The sequence below is a fragment of the Bacteroides sp. 11BF genome, assembly GCF_019633765.1.
Classification (GTDB): Bacteria; Bacteroidota; Bacteroidia; order Bacteroidales; family Bacteroidaceae; genus Bacteroides; species Bacteroides hominis.
On record NZ_JAFKPJ010000007.1, the window covers coordinates 194987 to 219566 of the forward strand.

A 24580-nucleotide genomic window follows, 5' to 3' on the forward strand; every position below is an offset into this window, starting at 1 on the left:
AAAACAGAAAGTTAACTTTCTGTTTTCAGGATATTAATTTTCTCTTGATAAGAAGTTCGTTCTTTGTTTTTACGATGTTAACTTCTTGTTAACGACTTCCGGCTTTCATCCTATAAATATGCGGAATATTTGCATCTTACTTGCCGATTCATTCCTGTTTCGCTGTTTTTTGAAAAATGAATAGTTAGTCAAAATGGACTTTCTACGATTTTCTGATCAGGATCTCAGGATATTGCTTGTATAATGTCAATCGTCAAGTGTAGATACAGATATATACTTTGCAGCTATTTCACATAGTTAATCAGCCATTTTACCATTTCCGGATCATAATGTGAGAAGAATAGACTTTTTTCATTGTCAAGTGCGGCTATAACCGTCATTTCTCTTTCTGTCAAACTGAAGTCAAAGACATTGAAATTCTCAATCATACGTTCTTTATGTGTAGACTTGGGTATTACTATTATGCCACGCTGAATTAAGAAACGTAGAGCAACTTGTGCAACCGACTTTCCATATTTGACACCAATGGCGGCCAAAGTCCCGTTGGTGAAAAAATCATTTCGACCTTCGGCAAACGGTCCCCAAGCCATTAGTTCTGTGCCGTATTCCTGCATGACTTCCTGTAGTTTTCTTTGTTGATTGAATACATGGGTTTCCATTTGATTCACCGCTGGCTTTATCTCGCAGAATTCTGCCAGATCGACAAAGCGGTCGGGATAGAAATTGCTGACTCCGATAGCTCGCACTTTACCTGTTTTGTTTGCTTCCTCCATGGCGCGATAAGTGCCATAATAATCATTGAAAGGTTGGTGAATCAAAAGCAAATCGATATAGTCGGTTTGCAATTTTTGCAGGGATTCCTCAATAGATGCCTTTGCTTTTTCGTAGCCTGCATTCGATATCCAAACTTTCGTAGTGATAAATAGATCTTTGCGGGGAATGCTTGATTTTCGGATGGCATTTCCCACGCCTTCTTCGTTTCCATAGGCTTGGGCTGTATCGATCAGCCGATACCCTACACTGATAGCATCTGATACGCATCTTTCACACTCTTCGGGAGTTACTTGATATACTCCGTACCCTAAAATCGGCATTTCAATGCCATTGTTCAGTTTTACATATTCCATAATCATATATTATTAGATTACACATTTACCGGCATTAGACTGATAATTCAGTTGTTTTTTGCCTTTTTGATTCAAATGCAAAAATAGTCGGTTTTGTTCGTTGATATAGGATATGGATTACAGCTTTTATTACCTTTATTACGGATTAAAAAGTATTATTGCATTATGTTTACCAGATGGTTTGAAAACACTTATAAGATAAACTTGTTCCAACTGTTGTCATAATAAAAATTGTGGTTATCTTTGTAACTACTAAAAAAGTTTGGATGTTTAAACTTAAGAAGGATTCCGTGAAGTAAATAACCTTTTAAACGTAAGTTTGAGGTTATGCTGCAATTCTGGCTCAGGCATATTTTTTGTCTGAGATATTTTCATATATATATACATTAATAAATTAAAGCATCATGAATAACGATAATAAATCAATTCACGATTTCGATTTCGATTTAATCTGCGAATATTTCTCAAGTATAGAACGACAGGGGCCTGGCAGTCCTGAAGTGACCATTAAAGCTCTTAGTTTTATTGAGGACCTGAACGAAAATTCTCGTATAGCTGATCTTGGTTGTGGTACAGGCACTCAGACAATGACATTAGCCGGGCATACATCCGGACAAATCATAGGTTTAGATTTGTTTCCTGCTTTTATAGACATTTTCAACTACCATGCCAGTCAGTTGAGCTTACAAGATCGGGTAAAGGGAATTGTAGGTTCAATGGACAATCTTCCATTCAGTAGAGAAGAGTTGGACTTGATCTGGTCGGAAGGAGCAATTTATAATATAGGTTTTCAGCATGGGCTGAAAGAGTGGTGGCAATATTTGAAAATAGGGGGCTATATCGCTGTCTCAGAAGTTTCCTGGTTTACTGATAAACGGCCTGCCGAGATTAATGACTTCTGGATGGATGCTTATCCTGAGATAGATACTATTCCCAATAAGGTTGCCCAAATGCAAAGGGCCGGGTATATCCCTGTTGCCTGTTTTATTTTACCTGAAAACTGTTGGATAGAACATTTTTATACTCCACAAGTAGAAGCCCAGGAGAATTTTCTGAAAAAATATGCCGGTAATAAAGCTGCTGTGGATTTTATTGCCAACCAGCGTCATGAGACCCAACTTTACTATAAGTATAAGGAATATTATGGGTATGTGTTCTACATAGGAAAGAAAATCTGATGTTCCTGTCAAAAAGTTAAAGAGGCTCTAAAGGTTATTATTATGGTATTGATAAATACCTTTAAAAGGATTGGGAAAATGAATTTCATCTTTCCCAATCCTTTCTTTTAAGTAGTGTCGTAAGGATTGATAGGTATTTTCTCAGACTGTTTGTAAATATAGGTAGGCGATAAGAAAGGTTTATTTTTCGCGGGCAATCTCGACAGCTTGTTTGATGCGGTCGGCCATACCGATTCCTCCTTTGAGATTTCCTGCCAATACCAATCCGGGATATTGCTTTTGTAGTTCGTTAATTGTGGTAAACCTGTCGGCGCTGCTACTTTCGTATTGGGGAATGGCTTTTTCATGCCGGAAGATGCGTATCAGATCGGGTACTATTCCAACAGGATAATTCAGCATCTCGTGCATGGTAGTGCCAATTAACGTGGTAATTTCGTCATTGCTTTTTGTCAGGAGTTCGGGATGCCTTGTTCCGCCCAGGAAATATGAATACAAGGCGCCATCCTTTGGAGAACGGTTGCTGAAGCAAGCCGATGGAAACAAAATACCTAAAACAGATTTTTGTTCACAGGAAGGAACCAATCCCCCAAAGGCAGGGAACTCTTTTCCATAAGTATTACGCAGACCCACACAGACTTGCATAACGGGAGCATAGGTAAGATTGCTAATCCGGTTCATTTGTTCGGTGGGGATAAAAGGAAGAAGTGAAGGCAGGGCATAGGCAGGTATGGTGGTTATCACCTTCCGGCAACGAATTTGATCGACCTTTCCGTTGGCATCTGTAAAGCAAACCAACCAACCACGCTCACAAGGTATCAGGGATGTTGAGGTAGCTCCCAATGAGAATCGTTTATTTCCAATGGCTTGTTCCAATGCTCCTGTCAGATTACTGAGGCCTCCATGGGTAGAGAAAACTTTTCGTGTGGCCAGTCGATCGCGTTGGTTTCGGGGTGAAAACGATTTTGCAATGCCACCGCGAATGAAGCTGCCATAGGTCTGTTCAAGCTGATAAAGCTTAGGGAGGGCGTGACGGGTGACCAACCGCATGGGGTCACCGGCATAGACACCCGAAATGAACGGGTCTACCGCATAATGCAGATAAGACGTGCCCAAGCGACGTTGTACCAGTTCGCCAATGGTTTCGTCAGGATTGTTTCCTCTTGAGCGGAAAGGTTCGCATAGGATATTTAATTTATCTTTTGTACTGAACAACGGCGTGGTAATTGCATTGAACAGTCCCGAGGGGAGAGGGTGAAAACGATTACCTTTCCATATAAGACGTTGTTTGGAAGCTTCGCGGGCTGTTTCTAAACGGCAGATTGGAGAGAGTGCCTCGAGAAGTTCGGCTACTTCAGGGTGAGCGATTATACCGGTATTCGGTCCGCTTTCGAAGGTGAAGCCACTTTCGTGGTAGGTACATATCTGACCGCCCGTGCGGGATTGTTGTTCGATTACTTCGACATCACATCCCTTGCGAGTGAGGTAATAGGCGATAGTCAGTCCGGTGAGACCTGCACCAATGATAATCGTGTCTCGCAAACGATAATTTTTTGTTTCTGCTTGGTTCATTTTTACAAAGGTTTTGAATATAAATGTGGGGTATGGAGCATAAGCTTGTCAAGTGAAGCGGCTACGTTGCGTACAAATGCCGAACCTTCGGTTGTCATCTCAAGATAGTCATCAGTATAGTAAATCAGCCCGTCATTGGCAAAGACCGACAGTTTCTGTTCATCATAGGCTGTAGCGGCTTTTAGAGTCGGTACTGATACGTGCAAACGGTTTGACAGAGCTTTCCAATCGATGCATCCATTGCACATTAAGGTTTCAATCACTTCTCTGGTTAATTGCTCGGTTGGAGAAAGGGCGTAGCCTTTGGTAATACATAGTTCGCCTTTGCCGATAGTCTCGATGTAGTGGAGAATATCTTTCGTGTTTTGAGCATAGGCCGATTCGAGTTGGCTGATAGCAGTTACGCCCAAGCCATATACCTGTGCAGTAGTGCGTCGGGTACAATAACCCTGAAAGTTGCGGTGTAATTTTTTGGTTTGCATGGCGATACTCAGTTCATCGTTTGGGCGTACAAAGTGATCCATTCCGATAGATTGATAACCGGATTCAAGCAATAGCTTGGCAGCAGTGTCAAACATATTCCGTTTTTCACGATTATCGGGTAGACCTGATTTCTCCAGAATCAACTGTCGTTTATTGATCCAAGGCACGTGGGCGTAACTGAATGTGACCAGTCTGTCGGGTGATAAGGAAATGGCTTGCTCTATACTACGGGCAAAGCTCTCTACTGTTTGCTTGGGTAAGCCATAAAGAAAGTCAAGGTTGATGCTTACCCCCCTTTCACGTAGCAGAGCAAAGATATCTTCCATCGCTACTAAGGAAGGGCGGCGATTCACTGTTTTCAGGACTTCGATGTTAAAGTCTTGCACGCCAATACTGACACGGTTGAAACCACATTCGGTTAGCTGTAGCCAATCTTTCTCAGAAAGATATCCGGGATGGCATTCAATGGCTATTTCCGGACGATCGATCATCCGGAATGATGATAATAGGTGAGCATTCAGCTCTTTGATCAAGGCTATAGGAATGGCTGTGGGGCTTCCGCCTCCATAATGTATTTGTGCGATCGGGCGGCTCTTGTCCAACAAAGGAAGAATTTGATCCATCTCCTGATGCAAGGCCTTTACATAGGATTCAATGACTTCGGGACGTGCCATAGGATATGAGTTGCATCCGCAATAGTGACACAAGTGTCGACAGAACGGGATATGCAGATAAAACGATAACGCACGTTCTGAAACCTTGTTCGATTGCTGCACAGCCTCCAGGTAGCGGCTGTTGGTAAACGGTTCAAAATAATTGGCCGGTGGATAACTGGTGTATCGGGGTACCGGTACATTGTATTTATTGATTATTTCAGTATACATATGTGTTAAGAATGAATAGTTTGAGATTCTTTTCTGAAGAAACAGAAGATATAGATCAGCGATATGGAAGCCAATACGACTTCGAAGATAAATAGACCGTGATAACCAACCCTGTCGGCCACCACTCCGCTAAGAAAGGCCATAAGCAGACCACTTAGGTGTGTGAGTACAGTTTGAATGGTAAAATCAGTTCCTTCGCATCCTTTGCGTACACAATCCATGGCAGTGGTATATACCACAATGGTTGCCATACCGTAGGCACTCCACAATAGTACGATGCCCAAACAGAGCATTGGGAGTGAGGGAGGCGTCCACGAAATACACATAAAATAGAGTGTGGTAAACAGAATGAATATCGCGAATAGTATTCTGGAATAATATCGTCCGATTTTGCGAACCAGTAATCCGGCCAGAAAAGATGATGCGAAAGCGGCTCCGGTACCTACGATGCCTATCATAATGCCTATCTCTTTCATCGAATAGTCCAGATCAACCAGGTAAGAACGCAGTACCGATAAAATGCCGATAATGCTGGCGTAGTAAAGTAGTAGAAATCCTATTTGTTTCCAGATACTGCGACGGGCAAAGAACCATATAAAATCGGTAAGTCGTGCTCGCTTTGCAGATTCCTTGACAGTCATTTTCATGCGCTTATTCTTCAGTAACGGGATAACTGCCAATAGTACGAAAATGCATAAGCACGGTATCACTGCATGCCAGCCATAGTGTTGGAGAACAAGAAGCAGGACGCCCGTTCCTATTAATGTACCTCCGAAGCTACCCATTGATTGCATACTGTTGACCAAACTTTTATCCCGCTTGTCAAAAGAAAGTACAGCAAGTGTGTCTGTGGCTATATCTTGTGTAGCTGAAGCTACAAGTGATAGAAACACCAATCCGATAATGAGGTAAAGGTCTGTCTGGATGTCGAGTAGCCCTACTAAAAGGATCAGTAAAGCATATACTATTTCGGATGAAATGATACAGCGTTTATAGTCTTTCATGGTGATGCAATGCCGGTCGATGAGTGGTGCCCAAAGAAACTTCAATATCCATGGAAGTTTGATAAGCTGTAATAAGGCGATGGACGAAAGAGAGTAATCAGCCTGTCTCATCAATACTTGTATGGCAGTAGAGAAGAAACTCATCGGGATGGCCTGTGCGATATATAGACAGAAAAACGTACCAAGGTTCAGTGTCTTCTGGGATAGTGGGAAAAATCTGTTTATTTCCATTTTTTGATGTTGCTTGATTAAAGACGGACGCTGACAGATGTCCCCAGGGTGATGGGTTTTCCTTTTTGCGCATAGGCTTTGCTTGTCACGAAGTAGTAGCTCAGATAGTCGGTATTGGTGAGGTTTTTGCTCCAGACTTCCCACGTAAAGTTTCCTTTACTCGCACCAATTTTCAGATTGACCAGTGCATACAGGTTTTGTTTGGCTTGGTTGTCTTCGTACCAATAGATTGGGCCTGTTGCCGATACGCCACCATTGAGTGTAAGGCGGTCGATCCAGGAGCAGATGTTGTAGAATGTATATCCGGCTGTTAAAGAGAAGGTGTGACAGGGGACCATAGGCAGGTAATTACCACCATAATCTTTTAGGGTGCCACGTTCTTCTTTCTTATAGTGAACAAATCGGGCATCTGTATATCCATAATTCATATGTACGACCAATGAATTTACCGGACGAGCCTGCAAACTTATTTCGACGCCTTTATTGCGAGAGCGACCGGCGTTTCGGATTATATTACCTACAGCCGGAATAGTATTGGTTATCTGCTGGTTGCGCCAATCTATATAGAACAATCCTAAGTCGGTTGTCAGTCGACCATTCAGGAAAGATAGCTTGGCGCCTATTTCGTAGTTCCAGTTATATTCGGGTGAATAGATATACTCGTCATCGTTGAGGAAAGAAACATTAAATCCTCCGGTTTTATATCCTCTGGATACGGAAGCGTAAAGCAATTGATTGTGGGATGAGAGATATTGCAAGCTGAACTTGGGAGTAAACTGGCTGAAGTGAAGGGATCTGTCGAATTGTCCGAGAGATTTTGTTTCTCCCTTACCATCCAACGGCTGTTGCACTTTGGAAAAATCGTATCGGGCCTGTTCATAATCGTAACGTAAACCCACAGAGCAGGACAAACCTTGGAACAGATCGAGTGTGGATTGATGATAAAAAGCAATCCCTTGAGTGGGGATCTCACTATTAGTAAGATGCCGGGTGGTATCTGTAAAACGACTGAGGTCAACTTTCCTATCTACCGTTTGCCGGAAAGCAAAAAGCCCCGTTATCCAGTGATAACGACTGTTATTGACAGATTTTGCTGTAAACTCCTGGCAATACATATGCTGTCGTATCCGGTTTTGCCCGTAGAATATATTGCGGGGCGAGAAATCTTGATCAATCCCCATTTTATCTTGTATATATTGATAGGAGGTTTGGCTGTTGAAACTAATGCGGGAACCATCGTAGCGTACATTAACCCCGGAAGTCAACAGATTTCGTCGATACAGTCCTTCATCATTGTAGTTTACGGCTTCTGTTGTTCCGTTATCGGCATTGTACAATCCGTATGGATATCCTCCCTGATTCGAATACTCGTAGGAAGTTATGAAACGGGTGGTCCAATGGGCTGCAGGTTTCCATATCAGTCCGATTCGTCCTGCTCCATTATCAAGCTTGTCCGCTTTCTTATGGGTATATAGGTTTGTAAAAAAGCCATCATTGTGGTGGTAATTGCCGCTAATGGATAAGCCCAGTTGTTCGTTTACCTTTGTATGGTTTGAAGCCATCAATCGAATATCATTGTAACTGCCATATCCTAAGCGAAAACGTGTACCTTGATAATCAAGGGGTGAATGGGTGTATATATTGATAATTCCACCGATGGAGTTACGTCCGTAGAGGGTGCCTTGTGGCCCGCGAAACACCTCTATACTACTTATGTCCGACAAGTCAACATCGAAAGCTGAGGTTTCAAAATGGGGAATTCCATCGACATAAAACCCCACCGATGGAGCATCCTTTTTTGCTCCTATGCCTCGGATATAAACCGGAGAGTTTTGTTTAGATCCATAATCGGGCATATAGAAATTAGGCAGTAAGGAGCTTAAGTCTTTAGCTCCCGATATTTCATTTTCTTTAAGGAAGTGATTATCTAAGGTAGAAATAGAAAGTGGTTCACGATTGGGACTGTTCTGTTTAAAACCTACTATCGTTACTTCATCCAGATTGATAGGCTTAACCAATACCGTATCGGGTTCATTAGCTGAAACCATTGTAGAAAAGGGTAGGAGGAAAAATAGTTTTCTTATCATATTTTTAGAATTTGCGGCAAAGGTAGACCATGTTTCCAGAGCGGGCAATCCTCATTTCTTAGGATTTTATCTACCAGTTTCAGTTTGCCTTGCATTAATCGTTTTTATCTTTTATTCTGACATTATTGGTCGTGTGCCTTTTTCATGTTTTCTTCTGGTATATAACAAACCACCCAATTCTATTAGAATAGTATAAATAGGGGGTATTGCTTCATTTGACCGATTTCTGTTGGCGACGATAGCTCCTTTATATTTTCCCTAAAAGGGCTTTGTGATATAACTTTCGGGGATGGAAATCATATGTTGTTTTCGTCGGTTTATAGGAAGTAATAGTTTGCCTATAGATTGTATTTATTTGTTGTATAGGGATTTATGTTACTTCTGTTTTCCTCAGGATGCATTGCGGCTATTTAATAGTTAGCCAATTATAGTGCCGGTATTCTGAAATTGTCTGATACATATAAATAGTGTTCTTTTTTATATAAATATAAGAGTTTATAAGATATTACTTTTGCATCAGAAAGTACGTACTTATTAAACGCAGTTCTGATAATATGACTTTTTATCCCCATATCTGTATTGTCAACTGTCGTTTATATAATTATTTTATATATTTTATTGATAAACAAAATGAACAATGCTAAATTATTACATTTAATGGTTTATATCTTAACCATTATTTTAGGGTGGGCTTGCACAGAAGTGGATATTACGATGCCCAAAGGTCCTAAAGGTGATAGAGGAATGTCGGCTTACGAATTCTGGAAAGAGAATGTAGAGAATGGAGTGATATCCTGGCCTAAACAAGAGACTGAGATAACTGATTTTTTTAAGTACTTAAAAGGTAAAGACGGTCTGGATGGAAAAAATGCTTTTGAACTTTGGAGAGAGGATGTAGCTACAGGTACTTTAGATAATCCTCACCGTCCGGGAAGTAAATGGCCCGTATCTCAAAATAATCTTAGAGATTTTTGGTATTATCTGACAGGAGCGAGTGGTGAGAATGGCCAGACACCTCATATCGGAGATAATATGAATTGGTGGATTGGTAATAAGGACACTGGAATACGCGCACAGGGCAGGGACGGACGAAATGGTGAAGATGCTGTTCCACCGATTGTTACCATTGGGGATAATGGTAACTGGCTGATTGATGGGGTAGATACAGGAAGACCCTCCAGAGGTGAAGAAGGAGTTGCGGGAACAACACCTACTATTACAATTGGAGAAAATGGAAACTGGGTAATCAATGGGAAAGATACCGGAAAGGCTGCGATAGGTAAAGATGGAAGATCGCCAGAGGTAATGATCGGTACTAATGGAAACTGGTATATTAATGGGAAAGATACCGGTATTCGTGCATATGGTAAAGATGGTGTTGACGGCAAAGACGGTACTAATGGCAAAGATGGTACTAATGGAAAAGATGGTGCCGATGGAAAGGATGGTAGCAATGGAAAGGATGGTGCTAACGGAAAGAGCGCTTATGAATTGTGGGTAGAGAGTGTTGAGGCCGGTTGTAATAATACTGGGCCTAAAGTGAAAGATCCCCATAATCCGTCTTTGGATTGGGATTGTGGTAAAACCTCTTTGAGTGATTTTTGGGAGTTTTTGAGAGGTGCGGATGGCAAAGATGGTGCGGACGGTAAGGATGGAAAACCCGGTATTCCAGGCAAACCGGGTGCTGAAGTTACTATTATTAAAGGAGTACCTAACGTAATTGCGCTTTATTCGCAGCAAGAATTTGGCGAGTATGTCCGTACAACCGATGGAGGAGTAGCTTATCGTGTGTATGATGAATCTGGTAATAAGGCTCCAAAGGCTGTAGTTAAGGGAATCCCCGGCTTGGATGCGACTAAAACCTACACAGCCAATGAGGAGGGGGAGTTTATTATTCCGAAAGAAGATCTTCCTCAGATTGATGATGTGGATGCTCGATGGGGAAAAGTTAAGGAGGTAACTATTAATAATGTGACAAAGGAATCTGCAGAAAACACTTATGTCCCTAACAGAATGCAGATTAGAATGATTTATATTGCCACCTCTCCATTTCTTGATTATGAACATAACCTGCAGTTTAGAGTAGAGAGAAAGACAGATCCTGGTGCAGAATGGAAAACTCTTCCCAGCTATTTACCTAATGTAAATGCCGGATTTACGGCATACCAGGTTACAAATCCGGAAGATCCGACATCTCTTGATAAAACGAAAAAAATAGAAAGTACTACACCTAATATGAGCAGTACATCAATGTCTATTAATCCTAATAGATATGTTAAAGAGAACCCTGCCGATATAAAAAATGGAATAACTGACTTTTGGGATGGAAAAGATAACTATTTCTCAATAGTAAAAGATACCCCTTATTATGGAGAAACGATTTATTGGAATGGAGTATGTAAAATGGCACCTTACCAGATACCTCCTACACTTAAAACATTAGTTTTGACTAAGGCATCTGCTGAAAGTGGAGATAATGTATTCTTAAATCGAGCTCAGGGGGAGTTTGACTTTTCGACTATTGATTTCAATATCATATCTAAGCGTGAATTGGTAAAAACAGTGAAACCGAACGGAATAGATTACATTGAACCAGTATTTTATACTCCGGAAGAGGCGAAGGGACTTTTACTTTGTTATGTTAAGTTTACATATACCTCTCCATTGGGAGTGCAAACAGCTACAAGCGAACATAATAAGTCGAGTTATAAGAAACCTGAGTATGCTGCCCTTAGTCCGTATCTGGGAGCTACAATCTATTCAGTGGGAGCGAACAGTGCTTTCATCTACTCTAACTCTAGCAGTGGTGTATCTTTAGGAGTTCTCAAGAAGAAAGTAGATGATGGTACATATTATGTTGAAAATACATATAAAAATATGCCTGCAATTAGTGTAACTTATAAAGATAAATAAAATATAAGCAAGATGAATTTCAGTGTAATAATAAATAGACTTTTTATAGGAGCATTGGCTTTTACTGTCTTTCCCTTCTATACTTATGCTCAAAACGATAAAGTGGAGAGACCGGAATATAGAACCAAAGCTTGGGAGGTGGGGGCTGGTGGGGCTCTTATCAACTGGGATAGAGTGACCTTCTCCGATTTCCGCCAAATAGATGGTGACTATTTGTATCGGATGAATATCGATCATCTTTTTGGTGGTATCCAACTGTATGCTGCTCGTGAACTGAACCCCTGGTTTTACATTGATTTGCAGGGAACATTGGGTTTAGCAAGAAATCAAGTTGAAACAGGCGGGCGTAAATACGATTTCATGTATATGGCCGGTCCGGGACTTCAATTTCGATTTACTCCATTGTTTAAATCAAAATATGTAGAACCTTATTTACGTATAGGTGTTAACTACCTTCATCATGATTTTCATGCAATTAATGCGGGTAAGTTTGGGAATGATCCTATAGGAGAAGCAAAGTGGACATCATCAAATCCTTGGAATAGAGAGACAATAGGATCTAAACAATCCTATTTCCCCTTATCCTTTGGAGCCGGGGTACAAGCTTGGTTTAATGATCATTGGGGAATAGGATTACAGGGAGAATACATAATGCCTGTCGATAAAAATCAAACGCGCTTTGTTCAGGCTTCGATGCGTGTTATGTTCCGTTGGGGTGGAAGTACAAAACGTCCCATACCGGTTGTACAGTACATAGATCGTCCGGTTGATAGGATTGTAGAACGGATTGTTGAAAAGAGAGTTGAAGTACCGACTGTGGTAGAAAGTCATATCTGCGATCTGTTCGATAACATTCATTTTGCGTTTGATAAGGATGTGGTTACTTCCGAATCTGAACTCACTTTGGATAAAATTGCAGATCTGTTGAAAAGCTATCCGGATAACAATTTCTTGATAACCGGATATACAGACGCAAGAGGAAGTGATAATTATAATATGGATTTGTCAAAACGTCGTGCAAAAGCTGTGTATCGTGCGTTGTTGAAACGACAAGTGCCTCAGCATATGTTGAAATGGCGGGGAGTCGGGTATCATGCCAGTTCGGTGCCGGCTTCAGGTCCGGATAAAGTCAGAATGGGTGATAGAAAAGTGTCTATTGAGAGAGTGACGAATTCAGATTACTGGGGTTGGTTAACAAATGAAGAATAATGAGCTATATTAATTTTTCATAAAACATAAAGGCGGCAAGAACAATTTTGTTTTTGTTGCCTTTTTTGTTCCGTTGTTTTGATGTAGAATGAAAAGATTCGAAGAAATAATAGAATGTTAAAGAATTAATCATCATCTGGCTTAAGAGTTGGTAACTCTTTAAACTTCATAAAAAGAAATGCTTAAAAAGATTATCTTATGAATAAATGTAGAGATAGTTGGCGGATTTGTATAAAATTTTATTCTGTGATAAATGACCGCTAATAGTTTAATTTTGTATGTTTAATAAAATAATATTATGAAATTACTTTATTTTAAAGAACATCTGTCATGCATGAACTATCAAGTAGATGTTAATACAGGTTTTGTTTGTTATAATTTAGAAAAAGATAATGTAAGTCAAATAGATAATAGTGCTTCTCCTTGTATTTTTTTCCTCCTTGATGGAGAGGTGTCTATCGATAGTGGTGAATATCAGAATGTACATGTTGAGAAAGATGAAATGCTTCTTATCCCACAGCATGTGGATAATAAAATCGAAGTCATATATGATGCAAAATGTCTCTTGTTGTTTTGGAATAAAGACATTAGAGTGTGTGATAAAGTTTATATAAATTCTCTCTCTTCTTATGAGAAAAAGAAAGAAGAGATGTGTGTACTTCCTATAAGAGCTCCTTTACTGGCTGTTTTGGATTCCATCGTTGCATATTTATATGCCAAAATGCAATGTAAACATATGCATCTTATCAAACAGCAAGAGGTCTTGTTGGTTTTGAGAGGGTATTATACGAAGAAAGAATTATTTACTTTTTTTTCTTCTATCTTAGGTCATGCAGGACATTTTGAAGATTTTGTAATGGATAATTATAGGAAAGTAAAGAGTGTGAAGGAATTTGCAGGTTTGTACTGTACTTCTGAGCGCTCTTTTAATCGTAAGTTCCGGGATTGTTTTAAAGAAAGTCCTTACCAATGGATGCAAAAAAAGAAAGCGGAGTTGATCAGAGAAAAAATAAGTGAGTCTGATACTCCTTTTCAAGAGATCGCAATGGATTTTGATTTCAATTCACAAGCTCATTTCACTTCTTACTGTAAGAGATTATTTGGAATGACTCCCAGTAAATTGAGAACAGAAAGTAAACGGATCGATGCTTCCGATTTGGGTTACTGATATATATACCGGAAAATCATATAAAGGCTGGATTAGATGCTTATTCTATTCCGGCCTTTTTATTTTAGTGATATTTTGTAATACAGTTAGTTGGGGGGTAAACTCTTTCTTTGCTTGGGTTTCTTGATGGCTTCGGTTTCAATTTCCTGTTTCATTTAAATACTTTTGATCACTTTAAGTCTTTGGTCTTTTTTAGTGCTTTGCTCCATTCGGACATATTAATTCTGAAGTCGAAAAGTGTCACTGGAAAATAAGAATGCAGTTAAGAACTATACTGTGAGAAATGATACAAAACTTGTTCTCATGACATACTCCTGACATCCTGTTTGAGGGATGACTGATAAAAGCCGGCTTTAACTGCAAGTTTAATTTGCTGGGATCCGGTGGAACACATAAATATTACTTAATGGACTGTTATCTTACTCCTTTGGTAACTTTATAAGTTTAATACCATATCATGCTCATACTCTGTGTGTAAGCAATCTGTTTTATGTAATGTTAGGAAAAATTTCGATTTGGTGCAAATACCTAAATATAGTGATTGTGGGTTAAATTTAGTGTCTTTATCTTTGCCGCCGTAATTAAACAAACAACTAAACTAGATTAAGGAATACAGTTTCTATACCCTAACAAACATTAGAGTTTTGCTTTCCTTTTTTTCCTATCCATGCAGGCACTACAGCTTTTCTAAAAGAGTCGATATGGGTGTTAAGTAAGCAGGTTATACCGCTATTCGTAGCTTGATTTCTGCAAAGCGCATCTCTTGTGGAGGTAAATCTAATAGAAGCCCCCTGACAGTGTTACAATTTTATTAATATGACAAATAGAAAACCTTTATTTATCATCCTCTTTTCTTTGGGATATTCAGCTATATACTCACAGGAACAGCAGGTGAAGAGTGACTCCATCTACCAGTTACAAGAGGTAGTAGTATCATCCCAACAAATACTTGGAAGCAAGTTTAAAGCAAGAAACCGTACAGGCTCGGCATATTATATCTCGCCCGAGGAAATTCGCAAGCTTGGATATACGGATATCAACCGCATGCTGAAAGCCGTTCCGGGAGTTAATATGTATGAAGAAGACGGTTTCGGGCTTCGTCCGAACATTAGTTTGAGAGGAACGAAGGCCGAGCGAAGTGAGCGTATCTCTATTATGGAGGACGGTGTACTGGCGGCACCGGCTCCTTATTCTGCTCCGGCGGCTTATTATTTTCCAAATGTTGCCCGAATGGAAGCTATTGAGGTACTGAAAGGGAGTAGTCAGGTACAATACGGCCCGTTCACTACGGGAGGAGCCATTAATCTGGTATCGACTCCTATTCCGAACAACTTTTCCGGCAAAGCAAACATTTCTTATGGAAGTAAGAATACGTTTAAATCGCATGCAGCTATCGGAAGTAACTGGAAACATTTTGGATATATGGTGGAATATCTGCGTTATCAATCGGATGGTTTCAAGAGATACGAAGATTATGCAGCCGAAGGATTTAAAAGAAATGACATTATAGCCAAAATGGTGGTAAAAACGGATAAAGTAAGGGGAGTGAATCATGCTTTGGAACTGAAATTCGGATATGCAGGCGAAAATTCGGATGAAACTTATGTGGGGCTTTCCGCAGATGATTTTAAGAAAACTCCTTTTCTCCGGTATGCAGGTTCGCAAATGGATAAACTTAAAACTGATCATCAGCAGTGGGTTGCTACTTATCTTCTGACTTTTTCCAACAAATTGAAAGTAACTACCAACGCATACTATAACTATTTTCACCGGAATTGGTACAAACTAAATGATGTGCGTGCAGGAATCACCTCGAAAGAGAAAATATCCGTCGCCGATGTACTTATAGACCCGGAAACTAATATCCGCTATTTTGATATTCTAACAGGAAAAACAGACCGGGAGGGTGAGGCCTTATTGGTAAGAGCCAATAACAGAACTTATCGTTCCAGAGGTATACAAACCAGAGCTGAATACCGTTTCAACGTGAAAGAGTTCTTCTTCGACCTGGAGTTCGGGCTTCGTTATCATGCCGATGAGGAAGATCGTTTTCAATGGGATGACTCTTACTCAATGAAAAATAAGAAGATGGTACTATTCATGGAAGGTATTCACGGTACAAATGCCAACCGTGTTACTTCTGCCAACGCTTTAGCCAGTTACCTGCTTGCCAAATTAAGATATAACGTGTGGACTATTACTGCCGGGTTACGATACGAGGACATAGATTTATTGAAAAAAGACTATACGAAAGAAGATTTGGCGCGTTCGGGTAAAGTACGTATTGAGACCCCGAACCATGCACGTGTACTGATTCCAGGAATAGGCGTACACTATCAATTGCTTCCGGCCGCTTCTGTTTTCTTCGGGATCCACAAAGGGTTTGCTCCTCCAAGCGCGGAATTATATCAAAAGCCTGAAAGCAGTGTGAATATGGAATTGGGCACACGTGTTTCTATCGGGAAATTCAAAGCAGAGCTAATAGGCTTCTACAACAATTACAGTAATATGCTGGGAAGCGATCTGGCCGCTTCGGGCGGATCCGGAACGCTTGAGCAGTTCAACGTGGGAGAGGCCCGGGTAAAAGGTGCGGAGTTTCTGGTGCAATATCAGCCTCTGCCTCATACTTGTAGCCTAAGATTGCCTTTGCAGTTATCATATACTTATACGGATACGGAAATGAGGAACTCGTTCGAAAGCCACTCATGGGGTAATGTAGTTAGAGGTGATGAAATACCTTATATTTTCAAACACGCTCTGAACATGCAATTGGGGATAGAATATAAATGGTTCTACGCAAATATAGGTGCACGCTATAACAGTGACATGCGCACCTCACCCGGGCAGGGAACAATTGCGGAGAGAGAGAAAGTTCCGGCGAACCTTATACTCGACGCTTCGGTCAATGTACTTGTAAATAAATATCTGACGCTCAGGTTAAACGCGATCAACCTGACCAATAGGGTTTACCTTACATCCCGCCATCCTGCGGGTCTGAGAGCAGGACATCCTTTTGGAATCTATGCAGGAGCTAATGTACAGTTCTGATATTAAAATTCAATTGTGATAAACAACAAAAAGAATAAATAACAATGAATGCAACATCGATTATAAAAATTGTAATTAGTAGTTTGCTGCTGGCAATCTTTTCTCAGATTTGTCTGGCACAGGAGCCGGCAGAGATAAAAGGTACAGTACGTTCTACAACTGGAGAATTTCTGCCGGGAGCTACGGTGGTAGTGGAAGGAACAGCACGAGGGGTTATTACAAACGTGGAAGGGAAGTTCTCCCTTAAAGTTCGGAAAGGGCAGATGCTGAAAGTGAGTTTCGTGGGAATGAAAACCCGGGTAGTCAAAATCACGTCCGGTATAATGAATATAATACTTCAAGACGATGTACAAGAGATAGAGGGAGTGGTGGTCACCGGCTATCAACAGATTAAAAACAGGGTTTTTACAGGGGCGGCAGCTTCGGTAAAACTGGATGAAATCAAGCTAAACGGTATATCGGATGTATCGCGCATGCTCGAAGGACGTATCGCGGGACTTTCCATACAGAATGTAACAGGAAGTTTCGGTGCGGCACCCCGGATCAATATACGGGGCGGTGCTTCCATAATGGGGAATGTACAGCCTCTATGGGTTATAGACGGAGCAGTATACGAAGATCTTGTCTCGCTTACACTTGACCAGCTGGCTTCGGGTGATGCTGTAACCCTCATCAGTTCGGCTGTTGCCGGGCTGAATGCATCTGATATTGAAGATATACAGGTATTGAAAGATGCTTCGGCAACTTCGATCTATGGTGCCAGAGCATTGAATGGAGTGATCGTAATCACCACTCGATCCGGTCAAAGGAATTCGCCGAACAGATTTTCTTATTCATACGAACTAAGTATGCGCTCTATTCCTTCCTATACGAATTTCGATCTGCTCAATTCTCAGGAGAGTATGTCTATTTATCAGGAGATGGACAGAAAGGGATATTTCTCTTTGCAAAATACACTATATGGGCGTCGCAGTGGAGTGTATTATCAAATGTATAAAGCACTCAATACAGTTGATCCGACTACCGGGCGATATTATCTGGAGAATACGGATGATGCTAAACGGACGTTTATGCGCGCAAGAGAGTATGCTAACACTGATTGGTTTAAAGAGTTGTTTACATATAAGCCTATCCATACACATACGGTGACTTTTTCCGGAGGAGGAGAGAATTCTGCTATGTATGCTTCTATCGGCTTTTATGATGACAGGGGATGGACACTGGCTGACAATGTTAAAAGGATTACTGCCAATATCAAGAACTCTTTCTACTGGAACGAGGACAAGATAAAGGTTACTATATCCGCACAAGGAAATCTGCGCAACCAAAACTCGCCGGGAACGATTTCGCAACGTAAAAATACTGTTATCGGAACATTCGAACGTGATTTCGATATTAATCCTTTTAGCTATGCTTTAAGTACGAGCCGCACTTTACGTCCTCATAATGCGGATGGCGAACGAGAGTACTATCGGAACAACTGGGCTCCGTTCAACATCCTGAATGAATTTGAAAACAATTACCTTAAAACCGAAGTGTTGGATCTCAAATTGCAGGGCGAACTCTCATACAGGCTTAATAACAACATTGAAGTAAAAGGATTGGCTACGATACGTCATGCGGTTACCAAAAGTTCGCATTTTATAACTGAAGGATCTAATGTGATACAGGCTTTTCGTGCCAACGAGACTCCCTATGTAGCCCGGGAAAACATTTATCTGTTGAAGAATAAAGATGATCCGATGCAACTGCCCCGGGTGGCATTGACACATGGAGGTATATTCAATAAAACGGAAACTTCTTTGCGAAGTTATTTGGGACGTCTGGCTTTGGATTATAATAAGCAACTGGGCGAGCATAATATACGCGCTTTCGGATTTACTGAAATACGATATGCCGATCGCAGCATCAATCCCTTTCAAGGTTATGGGATACAGTATGATAGAGGGAATCAGGTTTTTTCCAACCCCTTGGTTTTTGAAAAGTTGACCAATGAAGGAGATACCTATTTTTCTCTAACCGAACGTTATGAAAGGGGAATGACGCTATCAGGCAGCGCTACTTACGGTTATGCCGGAAAATACATTTTCAATGGGGTATTCAATTATGAAGGATCCAACACTGCGGGTAAATATAGTCGTTCTCGCTGGTTGCCGACTTGGAATATCGGAGCCAAATGGAATCTGGATCAGGAGGAGTATATGAAAAAATACTCTACCATTTCAAGACTCGCCCTGCGTGCAAGTTATGGACTAACTGCCAAAATGAATGAACAAGCTATTAACTCTACTGCGGTTTTCAACCATCTTATAGTCAACCGTACTCTTCTGAAAGACAGGGAGAATGCGTTGCGTATTTTACATTTGGAAAATCGTGATCTGACGTGGGAAAAAATGTATGAGTTGAACTTCGGTCTTGAACTTGGACTGTTCAACAATCGCATTAGTGCAACATTTGATGTGTACCAACGCAATTCGTTCGATCTGATAGATCTTATCCGTACTTCCGGTGTGGGAGGACAGTATTACAAATATGCTAATTTCGGGGATATGCGTACGCGCGGAGTGGAGTTGGCGGTACAGACCCAAAATATATTGAGTGAGAAATTCAGTTGGTCTACCACATTTACTATCAGCGGAATGAAACAGAAGATTACCCGGTTGCTGAATACCCCTAACACCTTCGATATGGTGGCCGGAACCGGACGTGGCAACATTGTCGGTTTTCCACGTGGATCTCTGTTTTCTTTCAATTTTCAGGGGCTTAACAGTGATGGTCTGCCTACTTTCGATTTCGGACTTTATCCTTCCAACAAGGGAGTGAACAGTGAAATATCAGGAGCAGACTTTCTGGATGCCCAGCATTCAAAGTCGTACCTTATTTACCACGGACCTATTGAACCGAGTTATATAGGAGGTATTGCCAATACCTTTAAGTATAAAAACTGGGAATTATCGTGCTTCGTTACCATGCAAGCAGGTAATAAGATTCGGCTGAACCCGTCGTTTGATCCGGCATTTGCCGACCTTAATGTATTTTCCAAAGAGTACTACAACCGCTGGTTGAACCCCGGTGATGAGTGGAAAACAAATATTCCCGTTATTCCTTCACAGGATCTGATACGGAATATCGGAAAAGAAAATATCGAAAAAGCTTATAACACCTATAACTATTCACAAAATAGGGTGGCCGATGGCAGTTTCGTGCGTATGAAAAACATCTCGTTGGGATATCGTCTGCCTCAAAGAGTCCTTTCCTTTCTCAAAATCAAGCAGATGAATGTAAAGGTAAACGTGACGAATCCATTCCTGATCTATTCGGATAAGAAACTAAACGGGCAAGACCCTGAGTTTTATAGATCAGGGGGAGTTTCACTACCTACTCCCAAACAATATACGATGACATTGAATGTTGAATTTTAATTGGACAAAAATGAAGAAGACAATCTTTTTAAGTATCATGATCCTTCTGCTGACGGCGTGTCAGGACTATCTGGAAACAAATCCGGATTCTACCCTTGATGTACAAATAGACAGCGAGGACAAAATAGCCGAGCTCCTTACCGGAGCCTATCCCGAAGCCAGTTATTTTGCTTTCCTGGAAGCACGTACGGATAATGTGGAAGAAAGGGTAAACGGCATTCATTCGCGGTTGAACGAAGCGATGTATTATTGGGAAGACTACGATCAGGAAGATTTAGATACTCCGCTGAATTATTGGAATGCATGTTATGCCGGAATCGCTCAAGCCAATCAGGCATTAGAGTTACTCGGTAAATACCCTAAAACCGATCGGGTAAAAGCGTTGTATGGAGAAGCGTTTCTCTTGCGTGCTTATCTGCATTTCATGTTGATAAATATCTGGGCCGAGCCTTACGGAACCGCCAAATCGGCAACAGCCCCGGGCATACCTTATTTAAGTCGACCTGAAAAAAATGCACTGGTAGACTATGAGCGCGGAACGGTGAAGGAGGTGTATGAAAAGATTGAAAAAGATATGAAACTGGGTCTTTCGTTGGTGGATGATGCTTATTACATCAAGCCTAAATTTCATTTCAATAAGAAAGCGGCCTATGCTTTTGCTTCGCGCTTTTATCTGATTAAGGGAGAATGGGACCGGGTGGTCTCATATTCTGATTATGTACTTGGTGTCGATCCAAAGCCTGTCTTAAGAAACTGGCAGAAGTATAAAAAGGAATTTAACTCCAATAATAAGTATCTCTATATTCGGTATGCAAGTGTTGATGAACCAGCCAATTTATTGTTAACTACCACAGAATCAAGAGTAGCACGTAATATCCCCTCAGAAAAATATGGAGTAACAACCCAAAGTGCCGAAAAGGTGTATAATCAACACGGAATAGACGGATGTTTTAATTTCCGGAAAATGAAGATGCAGCCGTACTTTCTGTTCAACTATAATGATGGACGTATAGACGACGGACAATATATAGCAAAATTCGATGAACTGTCATTATCCGGTTATACAGGTATACGTCCCAGAGGGCTGTATGTTACCAATGTTTTATTCTCTACCGACGAAGTTATGCTCAACCGGATGGAAGCGTATGCCATGCTTGGAGAGTATGATAAAGCAATAGATGATTTGTTGGTCTACTTATCTGCCAAGTATGGAGTGTACCCTTCTTGCAACCGTTCGGCTTATACGCAGACAAGTAGCGACAATTACCAGACTTATACTCCATTCTATGGAATGAGTATCAATCAGTTGGCGCTGATAAAAATCTTTTTAGGTTTTAGAAGACAGGAATTCCTGCACGAAGGTCTGAGGTGGTTTGACATTCGCCGTTTTTATATATCGGTCAAACGTACATCGAAGTATAAGTTTTACAGACAACTGGAAAAAGAAGATTCCAGAAAGCTTCTGCAAATTCCGACAGAAGCAGTTAACCGGGGATTGGTTCCTAATCCCCGATAAAGTATTCTAAAAGATAATTAAACAACAAAACCGAGCGTATGAAAACAATAATCAAAAAAGTGAAATTCAGATACTTTATCCGGAGAAGTCTGTATTTTCTCGTTACCTCTTTCCTATTGGCAGGCTGTGAGAAGGAAGCACCCTTATCTGATCGGAGTGTAGTGGAAGCGGGTGCGGTAGAGCATGAAAAAACAGAGTTGGACAAATGGATATTGGATACATTCACCCTCCCTTACGGCATCGAGGTGGAATATCGGTGGGACAAAAATGTAGTGCAAAACGGGAGCTATATCTATCCTCCCGAAGTCGCTAATGTAAAAAGTGTGCTCAAGGCTATCAAGGCCTTATGGATTGATCTCTACACAAGCCCCGATTTGGGAGGAGAAAAGTTCTTATTGGGAAAGAATCCTCTTAAAATATATATGTACGGAGGAAGAAATGTAGATGGAAACGGGATGGAATTATTAGACAATCCCGAGGCGACAACTAATGAGATGTTTCTGTACAACATCAACGAGTTCGATCCTAAAGATGAAGATAAAGTTTTTGTCTTAATGCGAAGTGTACATCACCAGTTTGCCAGACGTCTTATGGAGCTTTTCCCTTACGACAGAAGCAGATTCCTATCCATAAGTAGAAATAAATATATCGAATCGACCACCCCCATTGCATGGGTCTTCAAAGGAGAGACGCATGGACGTAGAGTGTTCGTTTTGGCCAGATATGCCAATAGAAAAGGCTTTTTTACCTACCATTCTCTTCTCTCGCCCGAAAAGGACTTTGCGGAAATTATCAGTTCAAAGCTGACACATACCCCCAAAGATATACTTAAAGCCTTGACTGAAGCAAAAACTCCTTATACAGCCGGCTCGGATCAGGACCTCCAAAATGCATATAATGAACAAGCTGTCCAGGCATACAAAGAGTTGACAGAAAAGCAAAAATTGGTAGAAGATTACTTCAATAAAGAAATTAAGATTTCGCTTAATTATCTTCAACTGAGAAGTATAAAGCAATTAAAAGCATTTACTAAACAAAAATAAAAAGCATGAAAACAGGATTTCGAATACTGATTCTGATAATGGTTTTCTTTTCATGTAAGGATGAAGAAATCTTCGACTTATCTCCTTCTGAACGGAACGCGAAACATATTAGCGAGCTGAGAAAGGAGCTTATAAACGCCCCTTACGGATGGTCTGTCACCTACTTCCCCCGAACAGACTCTCTGCTGTTTACGAACGTGAACGAATTGATAACTCTTCCCAAAGGGATATTCGAAGAAAAGTATAAATATGGATATGGCGGACACTGCTTCCTGATGAGGTTCTCTGACAATGGAATTGTAGAGGCTGTGGCCGATTATACCGAGCAGAGTTTGCAGGAAGTTCGGCAAAGTGAGTTTGAAGTGAGCCAAAATACATTCACACAACTGAGTTTCACTACTTATAACTATCTGCACTCTTTGGTGAACGACCGGTTCACCGGTTCTTCGGATTTTCTTTATACAGGAAAAGATATTGATGGAAATCTGATATTTAAAACATCCTCATATATAGAGCCTGCACGGGAGTATATTGTATTTACAAAACTGAAGAGTGATGAAAGTTGGCAGGAGGATATCAGAAAGTCATATGACAATAAGCTGTTCTTTGAGAAGATGAAAAATCCTCAACTAAGTATCCGTAAGGCTGACCGGGTTTATTTTCGAAGCGACATGCGTATGAATGCCACTTATAGCACGGATGGAAATACGAAACAACCACTGGAAGTATATCAACGCTATCGTCTGTTTCTTGCCATAGATTACTTTGCTCCTCAGGGATGGCTTGGGAATAAGGTGAAAGGCTTGGGATCGGGATATGTAGGTACAGCTGACGGCTTGACTTTCAGGCCCGGTATACGGTATAGTGAAACATACACTTTTTATGATTTCCGCAGAGAGGGGGGGAGATTCGTTTGTGAACTTGTCAAAGTATTTGACCCTTACAGTAAAACAATGCGTTGGGTAAGCAGACACCTTGCCCCCGAAGGAGAAAAGACCGGAGTAATAGCTGAAATCCGGGATGAAATTTAAATATTAAAAACCAGAATGAATATGAAACATATATGGATAATTTGCCTGCTGGTCGTATGCAGTTGCAATACAGTAAAAGAAGATTTCGCAGTGAATGAAGATTATGAAAAACTATTTCCACCCAAAGAGATAGAGAAACCTGCAAACAAGCGTGGAGAGCTGTTCGTGCAATTGTGCGATCCTAATCAGGCATTGGAAAGTTACCAATACCCCGGTACGGAAACACCAGATGATGCTGAACAATATAAGATAACCCTGATATGTTCGTTTCAGGAAAAAGGTTGGGATGGAAACCTTACAAATGATGTCATTGCCCAGTACAAAGTGAAATATATTAATGAGAAGAAAGAGCTGGTGACAATCAGTTGTGGAAAGAAGAGTGCGGGAGTGGCACGGGAGGATACAGGCCGGTTAATCCCCAACGTAATGTATAATGGCGAGAAATTGGAAATCTCTTTTAATGTCTATTCGGGATTTCCTTTATATCTGTGTGTTACCGGGGAGGGACCCAGGTCTTCCAACATAAAAGCAAGTATCAAAGCCGTTTCTATCGACGGACTGATTGAAATTCCCGGTTTGGAAACAGAGCAATATCAAAATGAGGAAGGGATCAACCCACTGAGGTATCCTTATTGTGAATATTTGATTTTACCTTAAGAAAAAATAG

15 protein-coding genes are annotated in these 24580 nt (G+C 40.8%); 10 read left to right on the forward strand and 5 right to left on the reverse strand.

Going from position 1 to position 24580, the window contains the following annotated elements; translation table 11 throughout:
- Positions 1-284: 284 nt before the first annotated feature.
- Positions 285-1127: an aldo/keto reductase gene (locus tag JZY04_RS09590; protein ID WP_122141968.1), complete on the reverse strand. Its 843-nt coding sequence runs from the start codon at positions 1125-1127 to the stop codon at positions 285-287.
- A gap of 404 nt (positions 1128-1531) precedes the next feature.
- On the opposite strand from JZY04_RS09590, the gene JZY04_RS09595 reads away from it, so the two are divergent.
- Complete coding sequence (locus tag JZY04_RS09595) at positions 1532-2305, forward strand: class I SAM-dependent methyltransferase (RefSeq protein WP_122141969.1); 774 nt, start codon at positions 1532-1534, stop codon at positions 2303-2305.
- A 180-nt stretch (positions 2306-2485) separates the two neighbouring features.
- Here the strand turns inward: JZY04_RS09595 and hemG are convergent, their stop codons facing one another.
- From hemG to JZY04_RS09615, 4 genes are read right to left on the reverse strand one after another with little or no spacing between them, the layout of a single operon-like run.
- Positions 2486-3874, reverse strand: coding sequence for a protoporphyrinogen oxidase (hemG, locus tag JZY04_RS09600; RefSeq protein ID WP_122141970.1), 1389 nt, complete (start codon positions 3872-3874; stop codon positions 2486-2488).
- 2 nt (positions 3875-3876) lie between these two features.
- Entirely contained in the window at positions 3877-5241 is a 1365-nt protein-coding gene (hemN, locus tag JZY04_RS09605; RefSeq protein ID WP_122141971.1) for an oxygen-independent coproporphyrinogen III oxidase, read from the reverse strand.
- Positions 5242-5246: 5 nt separating this feature from the next.
- Positions 5247-6476: an MFS transporter gene (locus JZY04_RS09610; protein WP_022012200.1), complete on the reverse strand. Its 1230-nt coding sequence runs from the start codon at positions 6474-6476 to the stop codon at positions 5247-5249.
- A gap of 17 nt (positions 6477-6493) precedes the next feature.
- Entirely contained in the window at positions 6494-8563 is a 2070-nt protein-coding gene (locus tag JZY04_RS09615) for a TonB-dependent receptor (protein WP_122141972.1), read from the reverse strand.
- A 630-nt stretch (positions 8564-9193) separates the two neighbouring features.
- Between JZY04_RS09615 and JZY04_RS09620 the strand changes: the two genes are divergently transcribed.
- The 9 genes from JZY04_RS09620 to JZY04_RS09660 all read left to right on the forward strand — a co-directional run bounded on the left by JZY04_RS09620 (position 9194) and on the right by JZY04_RS09660 (position 24570).
- Positions 9194-11476, forward strand: a complete 2283-nt coding sequence (locus JZY04_RS09620; protein WP_122141973.1) for a collagen-like protein — start codon at positions 9194-9196, stop codon at positions 11474-11476.
- A gap of 12 nt (positions 11477-11488) precedes the next feature.
- Positions 11489-12685, forward strand: a complete 1197-nt coding sequence (locus JZY04_RS09625; protein WP_122141974.1) for an OmpA family protein — start codon at positions 11489-11491, stop codon at positions 12683-12685.
- 298 nt (positions 12686-12983) lie between these two features.
- Positions 12984-13853 (forward strand): AraC family transcriptional regulator, encoded by an 870-nt coding sequence (locus JZY04_RS09630; RefSeq protein ID WP_005776728.1) that lies wholly within the window; start codon positions 12984-12986, stop codon positions 13851-13853.
- 816 nt (positions 13854-14669) lie between these two features.
- A complete protein-coding gene (locus JZY04_RS09635; RefSeq protein ID WP_122141975.1) occupies positions 14670-16901 on the forward strand; it encodes a TonB-dependent receptor domain-containing protein in 2232 nt (743 codons plus the stop codon).
- Between the two features lie 44 nt (positions 16902-16945).
- The gene (locus tag JZY04_RS09640) at positions 16946-20323 is read left to right on the forward strand and encodes a SusC/RagA family TonB-linked outer membrane protein (RefSeq protein WP_122141976.1); all 3378 of its coding nucleotides are present in this window, start codon (positions 16946-16948) and stop codon (positions 20321-20323) included.
- A gap of 10 nt (positions 20324-20333) precedes the next feature.
- Positions 20334-21839, forward strand: coding sequence for a RagB/SusD family nutrient uptake outer membrane protein (locus JZY04_RS09645; RefSeq protein ID WP_122142021.1), 1506 nt, complete (start codon positions 20334-20336; stop codon positions 21837-21839).
- A gap of 38 nt (positions 21840-21877) precedes the next feature.
- Positions 21878-22882 (forward strand): putative zinc-binding metallopeptidase, encoded by a 1005-nt coding sequence (locus JZY04_RS09650; RefSeq protein ID WP_122141977.1) that lies wholly within the window; start codon positions 21878-21880, stop codon positions 22880-22882.
- Positions 22883-22887: 5 nt separating this feature from the next.
- On the forward strand, positions 22888-23913 hold the full coding sequence (locus JZY04_RS09655) for a DUF4302 domain-containing protein (RefSeq protein WP_122141978.1): 1026 nt from the start codon (positions 22888-22890) through the stop codon (positions 23911-23913).
- Between the two features lie 21 nt (positions 23914-23934).
- Positions 23935-24570 carry a hypothetical protein gene (locus JZY04_RS09660; RefSeq protein WP_122142022.1) on the forward strand — a complete coding sequence of 212 codons (636 nt, stop codon included), beginning with the start codon at positions 23935-23937 and terminating at the stop codon, positions 24568-24570.
- Positions 24571-24580 lie beyond the last annotated feature (10 nt).

Excerpts from the sequence above, each read along its gene's own strand:
- JZY04_RS09590 (WP_122141968.1), bottom strand. The coding sequence starts at position 1,127 with ATGGAATATGTAAAACTGAACAATGGCATTGAAATGCCGATTTTAGGG.
- JZY04_RS09595 (WP_122141969.1), top strand. The coding sequence starts at position 1,532 with ATGAATAACGATAATAAATCAATTCACGATTTCGATTTCGATTTAATC.
- hemG (WP_122141970.1), bottom strand. The coding sequence starts at position 3,874 with ATGAACCAAGCAGAAACAAAAAATTATCGTTTGCGAGACACGATTATC.
- hemN (WP_122141971.1), bottom strand. The coding sequence starts at position 5,241 with ATGTATACTGAAATAATCAATAAATACAATGTACCGGTACCCCGATAC.
- JZY04_RS09610 (WP_022012200.1), bottom strand. The coding sequence starts at position 6,476 with ATGGAAATAAACAGATTTTTCCCACTATCCCAGAAGACACTGAACCTT.
- JZY04_RS09615 (WP_122141972.1), bottom strand. The coding sequence starts at position 8,563 with ATGATAAGAAAACTATTTTTCCTCCTACCCTTTTCTACAATGGTTTCA.
- JZY04_RS09620 (WP_122141973.1), top strand. The coding sequence starts at position 9,194 with ATGAACAATGCTAAATTATTACATTTAATGGTTTATATCTTAACCATT.
- JZY04_RS09625 (WP_122141974.1), top strand. The coding sequence starts at position 11,489 with ATGAATTTCAGTGTAATAATAAATAGACTTTTTATAGGAGCATTGGCT.
- JZY04_RS09630 (WP_005776728.1), top strand. The coding sequence starts at position 12,984 with ATGAAATTACTTTATTTTAAAGAACATCTGTCATGCATGAACTATCAA.
- JZY04_RS09635 (WP_122141975.1), top strand. The coding sequence starts at position 14,670 with ATGACAAATAGAAAACCTTTATTTATCATCCTCTTTTCTTTGGGATAT.
- JZY04_RS09640 (WP_122141976.1), top strand. The coding sequence starts at position 16,946 with ATGAATGCAACATCGATTATAAAAATTGTAATTAGTAGTTTGCTGCTG.
- JZY04_RS09645 (WP_122142021.1), top strand. The coding sequence starts at position 20,334 with ATGAAGAAGACAATCTTTTTAAGTATCATGATCCTTCTGCTGACGGCG.
- JZY04_RS09650 (WP_122141977.1), top strand. The coding sequence starts at position 21,878 with ATGAAAACAATAATCAAAAAAGTGAAATTCAGATACTTTATCCGGAGA.
- JZY04_RS09655 (WP_122141978.1), top strand. The coding sequence starts at position 22,888 with ATGAAAACAGGATTTCGAATACTGATTCTGATAATGGTTTTCTTTTCA.
- JZY04_RS09660 (WP_122142022.1), top strand. The coding sequence starts at position 23,935 with ATGAAACATATATGGATAATTTGCCTGCTGGTCGTATGCAGTTGCAAT.